Origin of the sequence: Alteromonas macleodii ATCC 27126, assembly GCF_000172635.2 — a bacterium.
Classification (GTDB): Bacteria; Pseudomonadota; Gammaproteobacteria; order Enterobacterales; family Alteromonadaceae; genus Alteromonas; species Alteromonas macleodii.
The window spans coordinates 2,256,281-2,271,919 of record NC_018632.1 but is presented as its reverse complement, the minus strand read 5'-3'; the positions used below and the strand labels follow the sequence as shown (position 1 = coordinate 2,271,919).

The 15,639-nt window shown below is 44.0% G+C and carries 12 protein-coding genes; all 12 read right to left on the bottom strand.

The window, feature by feature from the left end:
- Positions 1-29: 29 nt before the first annotated feature.
- Positions 30-1,397, bottom strand: coding sequence for a DUF1329 domain-containing protein (locus MASE_RS09625; RefSeq protein ID WP_014949549.1), 1,368 nt, complete (start codon positions 1,395-1,397; stop codon positions 30-32).
- Between the two features lie 11 nt (positions 1,398-1,408).
- Positions 1,409-3,469 carry a DUF1302 domain-containing protein gene (locus MASE_RS09620; protein WP_014949548.1) on the bottom strand — a complete coding sequence of 687 codons (2,061 nt, stop codon included), beginning with the start codon at positions 3,467-3,469 and terminating at the stop codon, positions 1,409-1,411.
- 333 nt (positions 3,470-3,802) lie between these two features.
- Positions 3,803-4,045, bottom strand: a complete 243-nt coding sequence (locus MASE_RS20410; protein ID WP_014949547.1) for a DUF2835 family protein — start codon at positions 4,043-4,045, stop codon at positions 3,803-3,805.
- The gene (gene pepN, locus MASE_RS09610) at positions 4,032-6,641 is read right to left on the bottom strand and encodes an aminopeptidase N (protein WP_014949546.1); all 2,610 of its coding nucleotides are present in this window, start codon (positions 6,639-6,641) and stop codon (positions 4,032-4,034) included. The genes MASE_RS20410 and pepN overlap by 14 nt, the downstream gene beginning before the upstream one ends.
- A 47-nt stretch (positions 6,642-6,688) precedes the next feature.
- On the bottom strand, positions 6,689-8,164 hold the full coding sequence (nhaC, locus tag MASE_RS09605) for a Na+/H+ antiporter NhaC (RefSeq protein ID WP_014949545.1): 1,476 nt from the start codon (positions 8,162-8,164) through the stop codon (positions 6,689-6,691).
- Between the two features lie 72 nt (positions 8,165-8,236).
- Entirely contained in the window at positions 8,237-9,571 is a 1,335-nt protein-coding gene (locus MASE_RS09600; protein ID WP_014949544.1) for a sodium-dependent transporter, read from the bottom strand.
- 82 nt (positions 9,572-9,653) lie between these two features.
- Positions 9,654-11,696, bottom strand: a complete 2,043-nt coding sequence (gene prc, locus MASE_RS09595) for a carboxy terminal-processing peptidase (RefSeq protein WP_014949543.1) — start codon at positions 11,694-11,696, stop codon at positions 9,654-9,656.
- Positions 11,697-11,699: 3 nt separating this feature from the next.
- Positions 11,700-12,368: an RNA chaperone ProQ gene (gene proQ, locus MASE_RS09590; protein ID WP_014949542.1), complete on the bottom strand. Its 669-nt coding sequence runs from the start codon at positions 12,366-12,368 to the stop codon at positions 11,700-11,702.
- Between the two features lie 16 nt (positions 12,369-12,384).
- A complete protein-coding gene (locus MASE_RS09585; RefSeq protein ID WP_014949541.1) occupies positions 12,385-12,675 on the bottom strand; it encodes a hypothetical protein in 291 nt (96 codons plus the stop codon).
- A gap of 2 nt (positions 12,676-12,677) precedes the next feature.
- Positions 12,678-13,133 (bottom strand): GAF domain-containing protein, encoded by a 456-nt coding sequence (locus tag MASE_RS09580; protein ID WP_014949540.1) that lies wholly within the window; start codon positions 13,131-13,133, stop codon positions 12,678-12,680.
- Positions 13,134-13,145: 12 nt separating this feature from the next.
- A complete protein-coding gene (locus tag MASE_RS09575) occupies positions 13,146-13,877 on the bottom strand; it encodes an SIMPL domain-containing protein (RefSeq protein WP_014949539.1) in 732 nt (243 codons plus the stop codon).
- Positions 13,878-14,268: 391 nt separating this feature from the next.
- Positions 14,269-15,390, bottom strand: a complete 1,122-nt coding sequence (locus MASE_RS09570) for a pyridoxal-phosphate-dependent aminotransferase family protein (protein WP_041693493.1) — start codon at positions 15,388-15,390, stop codon at positions 14,269-14,271.
- Between the last annotated feature and the right edge of the window lie 249 nt (positions 15,391-15,639).

Sequence of the window (15,639 nt, the reverse complement as noted above, 5' to 3'; positions counted from 1 at the left end):
AATTGCCAACCGTTTGTTGTTTAAGGCGATTAGCGCATACCTTCTCGTCGTAACGCCTGAGGTGTGAATTCCACATCTCGTGGGCGTACGGTGAAGTCGTACATCTCTTCTTCGTTATCGAGGCCAATGGCCAGGTAACGACGAGAGTTCAAGTCATGGTACACATCCAGCGTAGACCACTGGGTAGGTACTTCATAATAGTTCACACCATACGCTACACCAACACGATAAAGTTCGCCACGATTATCATACATATCAGCAACTTGAATTTGCCAGCTATCTTCATCAATGAAGAATACACGCTTTTGATAAATATGACGGAAACCGTCTTTCAATGTGGCTTCTACTTCCCAAACGCGGTGTTTTTCCCAACGTGTTAGGTCTGGATTAACGTGATTTGGCTTTAAGATGTCATCGTACTTCGCATTATCTGAATGAAGTGCATAGTTGTTGTATGCAACGAACATTTCTTTCTTACCCACTAACTTCCAGTTGTAACGGTTTGGTGAGCCGTTAAACATATCAAAGTCATCGGTAGTACGAAGGCCATCAGCTGCAGTTCCAGGTGTATCATAAGCAATGTTTGGGGCCAAACGTACACGTCGCTGACCCGTGTTGTAGGTCCATGCTTTACGCGGCTCTTTTACTTGGTCAACTGTTTCATGTACAAGCAGTGCTGTACCCGCCAAACGAGCAGGCTTTGTTACTTTTTGTTTAAACATGAAAAGGACGTTTTCGTCAGTAAGCTTTTCTGGTGTAGCACCTTCTTCTGCGTACTTAATTAATAACTGCTCATCGAAACCGATTACGTTGTAATCACCGCCAGTTGTTACTGCAGCTTGACCACCATTACGCTGAACCGCTTCACCGCGATAGCGAAGTATATGGTTCCAAATTGCTTCAAGACCATTTTGTGGAATTGGGAACGGAATACCAAGAACAGCCCCTTTAATTCCGTTACCGCCGTCTAATAGCTCCGCGCTAGTTGCATTTACCTTAGTTGCATCGTAGATAGCCTGGGGATTAGACGCAGAACGACGCGTTGGGTAAACCGGCATACGGAAGGTTTCAGGGTAAGCTTCGAAAAGCTTTTTCTGACCTTCAGATAGAAAGTCCGCATATTCTTTGTAGTTTTGTGCCGTGATTTCAAATAGCACTTTATCTTCAGGGTACGGGTCTGGATGGTGATCACCCACTGTGTAGCCCGCTGGTGCTGAAGTAATACCGCCAGTCCACGCTGGGATACTGCCGTCTGCATTACCTGCTTTCATAGCGCCCAGTGGCGTCAATTCGTTACCTAGTTTATTGGCATCTGCGTCAGACACCTTTGCCATCGCGCTTGCACCTGACAGAGCAAGTGACAAAGCCGCAGCGATAATTCCTACTTTTCTAATCATAAATACCACTCTTAGATTGCATATTTGATGTTAAATGAAACGAAGTCTCTGTCTGATAGCGCATTAGTAGTACCAATACCGCCCCAGAAAGCGCTGTACGACGCTGTTGCTGACCACTTGCTTAGGTAGTCGAACGTCAATGAAATTGCAGCAGACTTAACATCTTCTGTGAAAAGGAATAGAGGGTCTGGTGTTGTACCCTCTACATCGTGAGAGAATGTTGCACGAGCACGTAAGTTAATTCCGGCCATGACGTCGTTGTAATCAGCGACAGCAAGTAAGCGGTAACCCCACGCATCGTCAGTAGCAAACGGGTTAGTCTCTGGTCCGTCTGATAGCGCTTGGTGTAAACCTTCACGACTATTGCCATTGATAGGCTCTAGTGACGGCGTACGTGCTGTACCAGGCGCATTTAAGCGAATTACGTTCGGATCTGGCATATCTACAACGTTCACATAACCTACTTCGCCTAATAGTACGAAGTTGTCAGAGCCAAATTTAGGGCCAAACACGTGTGAGGCAGTAAACTGCATTTGCCATGTATCAGAGAATAGATAACCTTCCGCTGTTTCGCCTGGGCCTACTGCTCTTCCGATATTGTTTAGCTGTGAAATACCTTCTAAATCTGGACGTAGCCCAGCATTCGCTAGCTGCTCTGGCATACCCATGTAAAGCAATTCAACATCATCGATTTGAAGCGGCTCATCTACACGGTAAGCAAATTCGCCCGCAAGAGCCGTAGTACCGATGTTAGTGTTAAAGCTCATACCATAAAGTTTGATATCTTCTGGGTAGAAGAACTCTGACTGTGTAAATGCACCCAGTTCAGTGATGTTGTCGCGAGTAACGGTATTAGACGCTAGGAACGCGAGATCCGCGCCAATTCCTTCAGCAGTAAAATCGGATGTCTTACCTGAAATAAGCGGGCGTTGGCTGTGGTAATTGATGTGATAGAAACTAAACTCTGTTTCATTCAAATTCTCAGCAAACCACGTCAAGCGTAAACCGTATTGACCCTGATCGTCCGCGTCATTGTGCGCTTCGTCAGAAAAACCGCGGATAGCCACTTTGGTTGGATAAGCAAGGTAGGCTTGCGAAATGTCAGCTGGATTAGCGCCAGAGCGAAGCAAATCGCCATATCCGTTTAACGCAGTGAGGAGGTGATCTAAGTCGATGTCTGGGTTACCACTGAAACCAAGCTGGATATTTTGGCGTTGACCGCCCTCACCTGCAAAGTCGTTGCCCGCGAAGTAGCTGCCAGAAACTGGAAGCCAGCTGCGCTGCCATTCGTACTGGTAGTAACCAGAAATACTCACTGTGTCAGTCAAACCTAAAGACGCGTACACCATCCCTACTGGAAGGAATACTTCTTTAAGTTCTGCACCTGGAGCACGAGCTCGTGTTACATCAACAGGGTTCGTTGTGTTAATACCGTGCTGGATGAATGTACTTTCACCCCAACTGATGACCTGACGGCCTACACGAAGCGTAAGTGGTTTGTCGCCAATCCACCAGTCGCCATAAAAGAATGCGTCGTAAAGACGTACATCGGTACACAGTAGGTCTTCTGCTTCAGGGTCTTGACACAAGTCGTATTGGTTACCCGTTATTGGGTTAGAGTATGGACGGTCGCCGTCCATTTGCTCAAAGTCGTAGAACCAGAAACCACGGGCGAAGAAACCATAGTCGCCAAAATTGATATCTAATTCATGAGTACCTGAAATTTGCGTTGCAAACGCGTCACCTGGATCGTGTGCAAGGTTACCAAGGTCACCATTGGTGGAATAACCACCATCTGCTAAACCCCACACGTCGCCACTTGGGTATAAAGGGTTGAAAGCTGCGTGATAACCGCTCCAGTCGAATTGAGGATGGTTACTGTTACCTATAAGGTCGTAATCTCTTGCCTCTGTTCGAATACTTGTAGCTAATGTAAATGTTGAATCTAAAGAAATACTTACATCACCCACTTGCCAATTCGCAGCGTGTGCTGGTACTGCAGCAGCACCTAGCAGTGAGAGAACTCCCGCTGCTACCGGTGATATCTTAAAAGCGCTAGGCCCGTTTTTCATATTTTTATACTCCCAAGTCGATGTGACTTAATACGTGACATCATGACCAACCATAACGATTAACAAAATCATTACATCATTTTGCCATAACCGCAAGAACTAATCCTACCAGTTAACAAAATTTACAACATTAGTCGTATCAAATAGTTATTGCTTTATTGTGAGTATAAAAGGCATTTATAAACTTGCAGGAAAAATGTACAGAAATATTGCGAAACTGTTGCGTTGAGTATTTTGGAACGCTCAATGACAAAAGAAAACGCATAAGTGTTACGTATGGGAGTGGTGAAAGCTCATATACAAGAGAGTAATTCGTCGCGTACAAAAAAGGCTCTATGCGAGCCTTTCAAAGGATTTTATTTTTTTGTTGGCATCAATAATCATCCTAAAACGACCTTTAATACCATCAGACGTAACAAATTGCCTGAGCCGGTTGGTCGGTACTTGGACGCTTAGGCCTGATTCACTGACCATGACCACATCTGGCATAGATGGAATATAAAGCACCTCACATTGCTTGTAAGGTGCATTTATTGAAAAGTAAAAAACCGAGTCAGTTTGGCTAATGCTTGTCATAAGCAAGGCTTTTACTTACTTTCTCAAACAAATCTTTACTTAAACCTTTGTGATTAAGCAAACGGCCAAGCTGTTGCTTCATATGAACCTGATGCTCGCTTGCAAAGCCCTGCCATTGCGTCAGTGGCGTTACAATACGGGCGGCAACCTGTGGGTTGACCGCATCGAGCTTAAGTAAGTAGTCGGTTACAAATTTATATCCACTGCCATCGAGTGCATGAAACCTTTCGCTGTTATAGAAAGCGAAGCTACCAATAACACAACGAACACGGTTCGGGTTACTCATTGCGAACTGAGGGTGCTCACATAACATTGTGATAGTCGCAAAGATATCGTCTCGATTTTGTGTAGCGTGGAGTGCGAACCATTTGTCCAAAACAAGCGGGTCATGATTCCACGATTCCTCAAACTGAGCCATCAAACTGTCGAAAGTGGTGGCGCTACAGTGTTGTGCGCTTCTCAACGCGCCTAGCGTATCTGTCATATTATCAGCGGTTTCAAACTGAGAAACCACAATATGCTCGTGTTGGGGTAAACGCGCTAAGTGTGCAAGCACGACATTTTTGCAGCGACGTTGATTCACCGCTTCTTGCGTGTAGCAATACGCGCTTTTCTCGATATTTTCGAAGACTTGTTTTAGCTCTTTTTCGAGTGCGCGAGCAAACTGGTCGCAGAACGCTTTTCTCGCTTTCGAAAGTGCGGAAACGTTTATGTTACTTCGGCTTTGGCACAGTGTCTCAAACGAAGGTATGACTAAACATTCACTCAGCAATTCAAGGTTGTTCTGCTCTTGGGCAATCGCTTGCTTGATACCGTTCCAGATTTCATTACTGATACCAGACCCCGGCGATTCCTCTAATTGCTTCACACAGCGGTCATACAATGTTTGCATTGCATCCCAACGATTAAATGGATCCTTCGCATGCTTAAATATAGTAAGTAAAGACTCTGTCCCCAATGGGTTTTCTACTTTCGCTGGCGCTGAGAAGTTACCCAATACTACAGGTGTTAAATTAGTAGTTTTGGCTTCTACAGTAAAACGCATAGCATCATCTTTTAAAATGACCATGCCGTTTTGAATTAACGACTCGTTGTCTGTATAGCTTTTCCCCTCATCATCAATAATCTCGATATTTACAGGAATATATAGAGGAAGCTTTTCTTTCTGATCGGAGGTTGCAGGTGTGTGCTGTGACAATGTAAAGCTATGCTTAACAATGCCATCATCATCGACCTCAGTGCTGTGTGCGACAGAAATCACTGGCGTACCAGATTGACTATACCAGCGGGTAAACTGGGTTAAATCTAAATCAGTAGCAGACTGCATTGCTGAAATGAAGTCATCACAGGTGACAGCCTGACCGTCGTGTCTTCTAAAGTACTCGTCCATACCACGTCTAAAGCCGTCAGGCCCCAGTAATGTGTGGAACATGCGAATAACTTCAGCGCCTTTGTCATAAACCGTCACCGTGTAGAAGTTGTTCATTTCAATGACTTCTTCTGGACGAATTGGATGACTCATTGCACTCGCATCTTCTGCAAACTGGTGTTCTCGCATAACACGAACGTGCTTTATACGATTACTTAACGCCGAAGTCATATCAGCGCTGAACTGTTGGTCTCTAAATACAGTAAGCCCCTCTTTAAGGCTAAGCTGGAACCAATCGCGACAAGTAACACGGTTGCCGGTCCAGTTGTGGAAGTACTCGTGCGCGATAACCGACTCAACATTGAAAAAGTCATCATCGGTGGCACTTTTTTGATCGGCTAAAACAAACTTACTGTTAAATACATTTAAGCCCTTGTTTTCCATCGCTCCCATATTGAAGAAATCGACGGCAACAATCATGTAGATATCTAAGTCGTACTCTAACCCGAACACATCTTCGTCCCACTTCATCGCCCGTTTGAGAGATTCTAATGCGAAAATGCCTTGAGACTTTTTGCCTTTATCAACATAAAGTTCTAGCGCAACCTCTTTACCGCTAGTGGTGGTGTAGCTATCGGTAAGTAAATCGAAGTCACCGGCAACTAGAGCAAAAAGGTAGCAAGGTTTTGGATGTGGATCGTGCCATTTAACAAAATGCGTATTTTCGTCAACCTCGCCCTTGTCCACTGGGTTGCCATTGGCCAAAAGCATCGGTACTGATTTGTCGGCAACTACCGTCACTGTGTAGACCGACAAAACATCCGGGCGGTCCATGAAGTACGTAATGCGACGAAACCCTTCCGCTTCACACTGCGTACAATAGGCACCACCTGATAAATACAAGCCTTCCAGCGCTTTGTTGTGCTCAGGGGCAATGGTATTGGTAATTTCTAAGACGAACTCATCAAGTTCAGTAACCACGCTTAAAGCGCTATCTGTTACCGTGTATTCATTATCAGATAGGTGCGTACCGTTAATAGAAATAGAATCTAGCGATAAATTATCGCCATCAAGTACTAATGGACTATCGTGCGCGCCATTACGAGTGACGGACAACGTGCTGATAACTTTGGTTTGCGTTGGGTGTAGCGTTATATGTAGGTCAACTGTCGCTATTGAAAAAGCGGGCGGCTGGTAATCCGCCCGGCGTTTAGCTTGAACTGACATAGATCCTCCTGGAAGAAAGCCTACGTGGGTTTAATTGGAACTCTGTGTTAAACCGTATCTTTGCTGTTTACTTCAACATGCGGTGGCGTAATACGTAAAATCTTAATACCTAAATACGCATAAATAACAGCAAGGATCGGGTTGATTACGTTGAAGAATGCATAGAATACGTAATCAAATGGATTGACTAATAAAACACTGTGCATGTAAGCACCACAGGTGTTCCAAGGAATAAGTGGAGACGTAAGTGTGCCGCCGTCTTCAAGGCTGCGAGAAAGATTCAATTGGTCTAAACCACGTTTTTTGAATTCTTCTTTGTACATACGGCCTGGCATCACGATTGAAATATACTGATCTGCAGTAACAAGGTTGGTACCAAAACAAGTAAGAATGGTTCTGCTCACCATATCCCCTGCAGACTTTGCACCAATTAATATGGCAGAAACTGCACGCTTTAATAGGCCAACACGCTCTAATACGGCACCAAACGACATTGCACAGATGATCAACCAAATGGTATTTAACATAGAAGACATGCCACCACGAGAAAGCAAGCTATTTAAGTTCTCGTCAGGTGTTGAGAAGCTTACGCCATCGAATAGCGCAGTCCAAACTACCTTCAACGCACCTACATTCACCGAGTCGTCAGCACTTGCCATAGAAGTAACCACATCCCACTGGAATACAACTGCCCAGACGCCACCTAACAAAGCGCCGATAAAAACAGCTGGAAACGCAGGCATCTTTTTAATCGCTAAAGTGAGCAAAACGACAAGGGGAATTAACAAATGCCAACCTAAGTCAAAAGACTCGTTTAACAAAAGTTGCATTTGCTCAATGCGTTCTGCTTTGGCCTCACCCACTTCACTAAAGCCCAGTACCGTAAATAGAATAAGCGCAATAACAAAGCTCGGAATCGTCGTCCAAAGCATGTAACGGATGTGCTCAAATAAATCCGTGCCCGCAACAGCAGGCGCTAAGTTTGTTGTTTCAGATAAAGGCGAAATTTTATCGCCAAAGTATGCACCTGAAACTACTGCGCCGGCGGTTATGGCTGCCGACATTTCCATGCCTGCAGAAACGCCCATTAGCGCAACACCCACAGTCGCCGCGGTAGTCCAAGAACTACCTATACTCATTGCAACAACCGCACAAATCAGACAAGCGGCAGCATAGAAAAACGAGGGGTTAAGCAACTCTAAACCGAAATAGATAAGCGTAGGCACGGTTCCGGCTAGCATCCATGTGCCAATAAGAGAACCTACCGCTAACAGAATTAAGCAGGCACCTAAAGACATTGAGATACCGTCTACAATGCCCTTTTCGATAGTTTTCCAGCTGTAGCCATTTTTCATTCCAATGATAGCAGCTAAGCCCATCGCTAGAAGAAGTGCAATTTGGTTTGGACCGTAAGAAGAGTTATCGGCAAACAAATAAACTGCGCTTCCCATCATTATGACTAACGCAAGAATAGGAAGCATTGCATCGAGAAGTGACGGCGTTTTTATTTCTTTATTCGTCATTGTCGTTTTTTAAAACCTTATTATCGTATTTGTAACGCGTTAAGCGTGCTGTCCGCTTTTTACCAGAATGCTTTAGAAGACTGAGCGGTAGAACATAAGCGCAATGATAACGGGACACACAAAGCGTACGTACCAAGGCCAAATCTTCCAGAAAATGCTGTGTTCAGCAAACTGATCACCTTGTTTAAGTTCATCGAGTATTGCATCTCTGCGCCACACCCAACCTGCGAAAATACACAAGGCGAGTCCTAGTAACGGTTGGCTATACTCGGTAGTTAATGCGATAACAAAGCCGAACAAGGTTTCAAAATTTAAAATGATGATGCAGCTTAATACAAAGATGACCGATGCCATTAATAACACGGCCTTTTTACGTTGAAGACCTTTACTTTCTACCATAAACGCAACGGGAACTTCTAACATTGAAATTGAAGACGTGACGGCAGCAATCGCCATTAGCGCGAAAAAGGTAAAAGCAACGAAAAGACCTACGCTACCAATGGTATCAAACAGTGCTGGTAGTACTTTGAAAATCAGCGTGTCACCTTGGATTAACGCGCCTTCCGGTGTGAAGATTTCAACGCCGTTGTTTAATGCAACGTACATGGCCGGGATAATAAGCATACCCGCAATAACCGCAACACCGATATCGACAAGCGCTACCGACGCACCAATGCTAGGTAGATTTTCATTTTTACTTAGGTATGAACCATAAACCAGCATGGTACCCACACCTAAAGACATTGAGAAAAAGGCTTGTCCCATGGCGTTAATTAATAAGTCTGGGTCTAGAACGCGAGAGAAGTCAGGTACTAAATATGCTGACCAACCTTCTACGGCACCAGGCTGTAGGCTCACATAAACAATCAATGCGAGAATGAGAATAACCAATGTAGGCATCAAACGCACTGACCACTTCTCAATGCCTGACTTTACACCACCGACAACGATAAATGCAGTTAAACCCATAAATAAGAAGCAGAAAATAATGTTACGCGTAACTGATGAAGTGAGTAGCCAGTCGCTAGCGCTCGTAAATCCCACCATGCTAACGGCAGCATCGGCGAAATAAACCAACATCCATCCGCCTACAATAGCGTAGAATGCAAGGATAAGTGACACGGTAACACAGCCCCAAATGCCCGTTAGCCTTCCGACGAAATTGCCCGATATTTTACCTAAAGCGTCAACCATATTTGAACGTGAACTACGTCCGATTATAAGTTCTGCCATAAGTACGGGATAAGCGAGTACAAAAGCCAGCAGTAAGTATACGAGAACAAATGCTGCGCCACCGTTACTTGCTACCTTTGTAGGAAAGCCCCAAATATTACCTAGTCCTACTGCCGAGCCTGCCGCTGCTAGCACGAACCCTATTCGAGAGGAAAATTCGCCTCTGATAGCCATGTTATTTCCCTTTATTATTGTTTTAATAATTTATAGACACAAAAAAAGGGCTGGCCCTAGACCAGCCCTTTTTTCTAATCACTTAATTTCTTGTGATAGCGTAACGGCCTGTTTCGATCATATCGAAAGTAATATTGGCTGCCTCGTCCAAGAATGGATCTAATTCTTCCATATCTTCAGGTAGGTCGTCCAATGTTGTGACAGTTTCCATTCCCAATCGCTGTAAACGTTCGTTAGCACGAGCAAGCGACTTCTCTTCCGCCTCTTTCTTCTCGCCTTCACGTACAGATTTAACTAATGAGATGAAGTTCTTGTCTTTATTTTCCTTATATTCCTTTATGTCGTCTTGAATATAAGAAAACTCAGGATCTTGTAAAATACGTTTGTTGTGCTTCGCTGTTAAAACATCAAGCGCAGCAGTACCGTCTGCAAACGTCGTATAGTTAGCGCGATTGATACTGTCCCATGGCAACGCATTTTCCGCTTGGCTTTCTCCCCATTCAGCTGGTTCAACTGCCGATGGATAAAGAATGTCAGGAATAACGCCTTTATGCTGGGTGCTGCCGCCGTCAATGCGATAGAACTTGGCGATAGTAAACTGAACACTACCTAATGGGTTGTCGTAAAGGTCATAAATTTTACCTAAACCGCGATGCTGCTGCACTGTCCCTTTCCCGAAGGTTTGTTCACCTACGATGAGAGCACGGTTGTAGTCTTGCATCGCTGCCGCAAAAATCTCTGAAGCAGACGCGCTATATCTGTCAACTAATACGGTTAACGGGCCATCGTAAGCCACTTCGCCATCTGTATCACGGTTAACGCTAACTTTGCTTTGACCGTATCGAATTTGAACCACCGGGCCTTTTTCGATAAATAGGCCAGTAAGTAACGTTGCTTCGGTTAGAGAACCACCGCCATTACCGCGCAAGTCTACGATAACGCCTTTAACGTTTTGCGCTTTCAAGCTTTCTATTTCTTTAGCAACATCCATACTAAGGTTGTTGTAAAAACTAGGAATGGTGATTACACCTAGAGGTTCACCCGCGTGAGGGCCAGTCTCTGGCACATATACTTCCGATTTGGCTGCGCGATCTTCTAACTTAATTTTATCGCGAGTAAGGCTAACTACCGACGTGGTTTTCGCATCCGTAGCTCCTTTTTCAACCTGTAGACGAACAGTACTTCCTTTCGGGCCTTTAATTAACTCAACCACTTCGTCCAATCGCCAACCAATCACATCAACAAACTCTTCGTCGTCTTGTGCTACGCCAACAATTTTATCTTCTGGTTTTATTGCGCCAGACTCATCTGCAGGTCCGCCAGGTACAACGCTTTTGATTACCGTGTAATCATCTTCGCTTTGTAATACTGCACCAATACCTTCAAACGACAAGTTCATGTCCATTTGAAAACGTTCAGCGTTACGCGGAGATAAGTAACTGGTGTGAGCTTCAATTGTACGTGCGAATGCATTCATTGCAGTTTGAAAAACGTCTTCGCTCTTTGCTTGCTTAGTGCGCTTAATCGCTCGTGTATAGCGTTTGGTAAGAAGCTCCTTAGCCTCTTCCCACGTTTTGTCTGCAAGTATTAGATTCAACGCGTCGTATTTAACGCGTTGACGCCAAATTTCATCCAGCTCAGCTTTATTGGCTGGCCATTCAGCATCTTCTCTGTCGTAAAAGAACTTATCGCCTTCTTTTTCAAAGTCGAACGGGCCTTTCTCTAACAGTGCAAGTGCAAATTCATAACGCTCAATGCGTCGTTTCGCGCTTACGTTATACATATCATAGGCAACAGAGAGGTTGCCTTTACTCAGCGCATCATCAAACAATGTGCGGTATTTCTCAAAACCCACAACATCAGACAGCAATAACACTTGTTTATTGTGATCTAATGAATCGATGAAGCGCTGGTAAACTCTAGCTGAGAGTGCATCATCCAACGATATTTCCTTGTAGTGCGCCCTGGTAAAGAGTGCGCTTACTCGCTTAGCTGCAACACTGTGTTGAGATTCCTGTTGTAAAATGGGAAGCTCGTCTACCTCTGGTGTTGACGTAACTGCGCCTGCTCCTACCCCAACGGTAAGAAAAGCACTGGCGATGGAAATTCGAAGGATGTCTCTCATATTTTACGACCTCTTGGAGCGTGCCAAACGTAAAGCGTCTGCGTTTACTTTAACTACCATGCCTGAGTCTAATTGAACGTGAATGCCATCTTTAGCTACTTCGGTAATTACTGCAGGCATAGGTGCTTTACCTAATTTAACGGTAACTTGCGTACCTTGCTGTAAATCGCTATCTGTCAATTTCGCAGGTGGTGTATTGTTTGGTCTGTTATTTTTCGGTTTAGTTCCGCGCTTAGTATCAGCATGGTCCGAATTTGCAGATTTTTCACCTTTTGGACGATTAAATTGACGTTTATCTTTTCGCTTAGGCTGCTGAGCTAGCTTAGCTTTGCGCTTTTCAGCTGCTTTTGCTTTGCTTTCTTCTAACTGCTGCTGCGCATGATCAGCGTGTTCTTTTTCAATTGCATCGCCTTCAACGCCGTCTAAATCTACACGGTTTGCACCTTCTTTGATGCTATGAAGATAGCGCCAGCTGTTGGTGTAATGTCGTAGTGTAGAACGAAGTAAGGTTTTGCTAACGCGTTCCTCTTCTTCTAAACGTGTGGCAAGATCTTGAAAAATACCGATCTTAAGTGGGCGGGCCTCGCCTTCAATGCTAAAACATTTCGGAAAGGTCTCTGCAAGGAAAGCTATCACTTCCTTACTGTTGGTAAACTTCTCTGGTGATTCCATTAACTTTCTAAATTATTCAGGAGATTTCATCGTTACTTGCATCATCCCAAGTTGCCAGCGTGTGGTCAACCCAATCAAGCAATTCGTCGTCATCTATTTCTAATAAATGCTTATCTTGTTGCCAAGATTCCCATGCGTAGTGCAAAATTTGCTCTAAACGCTGTGTTTCAATATCTTCTTCTGCATTGTCGTACACCGCATGTAAGATGAAATTTAAACGTTCAGATGCCTCATCTGGGTCATCATGAAAGTCTTCCATATCCTCATACGTGGATAAAACAACGTGAATATCAACACTGGATTTCATAATTATTTCTGCGAATCCATAAGAATTTGAGCAATTTCAACGAGCCCTTTTTCGTCTTCTTCGGTAAAGCGTTCAAAAACAGGGCTGTCGATATCAAGTACGCCAACCAGCACATCGTTTAGCACTAGTGGAACAACAATCTCAGAGTTTGACGCTGCATCGCAGGCAATGTGTCCTTCGAACTGATGAACGTCTGCTATACGCTGAACAGTTCTGGTACTTGCACTCGTTCCGCAAACGCCTTTTCCAAGTGGAATGCGAATACATGCTGGTTGCCCCTGAAATGGACCGAGTACCAACTGCTCTTCTTTATAAAGGTAAAAACCTGCCCAATTCACCTCTTCGAGGCTATTGAAAAGCAGCGCACTTATATTTGCCATGTTAGCGATAAGATCGTGCTCGCCAGAAACCAAGCTCTTTGCTTGGTTTATTAACTGACCGTACTGTTGTTCTTTCAAACGAATTTCCTGCTATTGAACAATGTTAAAAGACACATTAACACGCGCTTCTATGCGCTCTTGGCCAGGTAAAGACATAGACATGTCTTTGGCAAAAGCTTCTGCGCGCATTACTGGAATCGGCATATTGCCACCAGATTCTGAGATTGCAACAACTTCACCTACTTCAATCTCTAATTCTTTTGCTAATAAGTGTGCACGTTGCTTTGCGTCTTTTACCGCAGAGATAAGTGCTTTTTGATAGGCATCGCCTTCACCAACTGAAATAAAGTTGAATTGTTGTATGCGATCAACACCTCGTTTGAGCACGCCATCTAATACTTTGTCATAAGTTTCAAGGTCAGTAGATGTGACGGTGATATCTCGTGACAACGTGAAACCTTCTTGCTGACGGCCTTGAGGCGTATTGATATAGCGAGGTTGTAAGCGTACTTGCATACTCTGAATGTGCTTTTCATCTATACCTTGATTAAGCAAGAACTTAACAATAGAACGCAGATCCGAATCAAGCTGAGTGTTCAGTTTACCTACTGTATTACCTTCTTCTTCAACAACGAGTGTGACTGAATAAGCATTTGGTGTCACTTCTACCGCTCCTACGCCTTGCACATTTATAACCGCTTCTTGTGCGGCCTGTGCAGAAACCATAGGTGCAGATAAGGCAATAAATGATGAAGCTAACAATGCTTTTTTAACTACACTTTTAGCTGTCGAATAAGTATTAGTACGCGTGATCATTTTCATAGAGATTCCTTTTTTATGGTGCCTTTTAATTACGTTACCTAAAGGATAAATGTTTAAAACTGAATAGTTTATGAATATACGCAATAAACGAAATCTTAGCACTGAACTAAGACGAGAAGAGATATAACTTCGCCGAGATGCGCTTTTTATGAGGCAAGACCCAAAAATGGATAAGTAATACCAGTCAACTTGATGTAGTGCCACTATACCTGCGGTAACACGACGTGATTACGAAGATTTTAAATCTCACTGAGTGGGTAATGATCTATGCGGACTGATATCAACGCGCTATGTTAAATGGGTTTTATATGCTAAACGGCTAAAAGCCAACCGTTCAGCTAAGCATCTCGCTGAACGTGTTGACCGAAAAGATTAAAAGGCGCTAGGCGTTTTACTTAAGCACAGTGCGCAACGCAGCAAGGCAGTGATCGATATTACGGGGTTTACATGCGTATCCCATAAGACCAATTCGCCATACTTTACCGGCATGATCGCCTAAACCGGCGCCGATTTCTAAATTAAAATCTTCAAGCAATTGCTTGCGAACGGCAGCATCGTCTACGCCGTCTGGAATTTTAACTACATTTAATTGAGGCAAACGATAAGCACTGTCTACCGTTAGCTCTAACCCAAGTTCACTTAAACCCTGCGCAAGTTTTTCATGACCCAATGCATGACGCTGCCACGCATTTTCTAAGCCTTCTTCTTTTAAAATCAGAAGTGCTTCGTACATAGCGTACATACTGTTGACAGGTGCGGTATGGTGGTAGGCACGCTTGGCGCCCTGCCCCCAATAACCAACAATCAAGTTCATGTCTAGAAACCAGCTTTGCACTTTCGTTTTTCGGTTTTGAATAACGTTAACTGCTCTTTCACTAAATGAAACAGGAGAGATACCCGGCACGCAACTCAAACACTTCTGCGAACCTGAATAAATAGCGTCAATGCTCCAACCGTCAACATCTAACTCGACACCTCCAAGAGAGGTAACTGCATCAACAATGCTAAGACAATCATACTTTTTAGCCAGCTCACAAAGCGCTTTGGCTTCATTGCGTACGCCCGTAGATGTTTCTGCGTGAACAAAGGCAAGGATCTTAATATCCGGATTGGCTTTAAGGGTGTCTTCTACCACATTAAGGTCAGTTTGCTCGCCCCATGTATTGTTGACGGTAATAGCCTCACCACCACAACGCTCTACGTTTTCGACCATTCGATTGCCAAATACGCCGTTAATACACACGAGTACCTTATCGCCTGGTTCTACAAGATTAACAAAACATGCCTCCATTCCTGCTGAGCCCGGAGCAGAAATAGGCATAGTAAGTGCATTCTCAGTTTTAAACGCATACTGTAAAAGCTGCTTGGTTTGGTCCATTAACTCAATGAATAATGGATCGAGATGGCCCAGGGTGGGTCTCGCCATGGCGTTTAAAATTCTGGGGTTAACATCGGATGGTCCAGGACCCATCAAAGTCCGTTCAGGGGGAATAAAAGTAGAAAATGATTGCATAATCCATCCTCGTATTAATGTAAGAGCCTGTTTTTAGAGTCAGTATCACGCATATTTAGCATGAACGTTGACGTCATACTACAAGGATAATGGCATGGTACAACCGTCTGTTTTCAACATAACTTACATGAATGAAAGTAAGTCTATATATTTAAAAAGGGTATATATTAACAACGCTTCATCACGTGGATAAAATGTGTGCAACATGTGGATATAAACTGTACATCTTTTTCTCAAAAAACATCACAT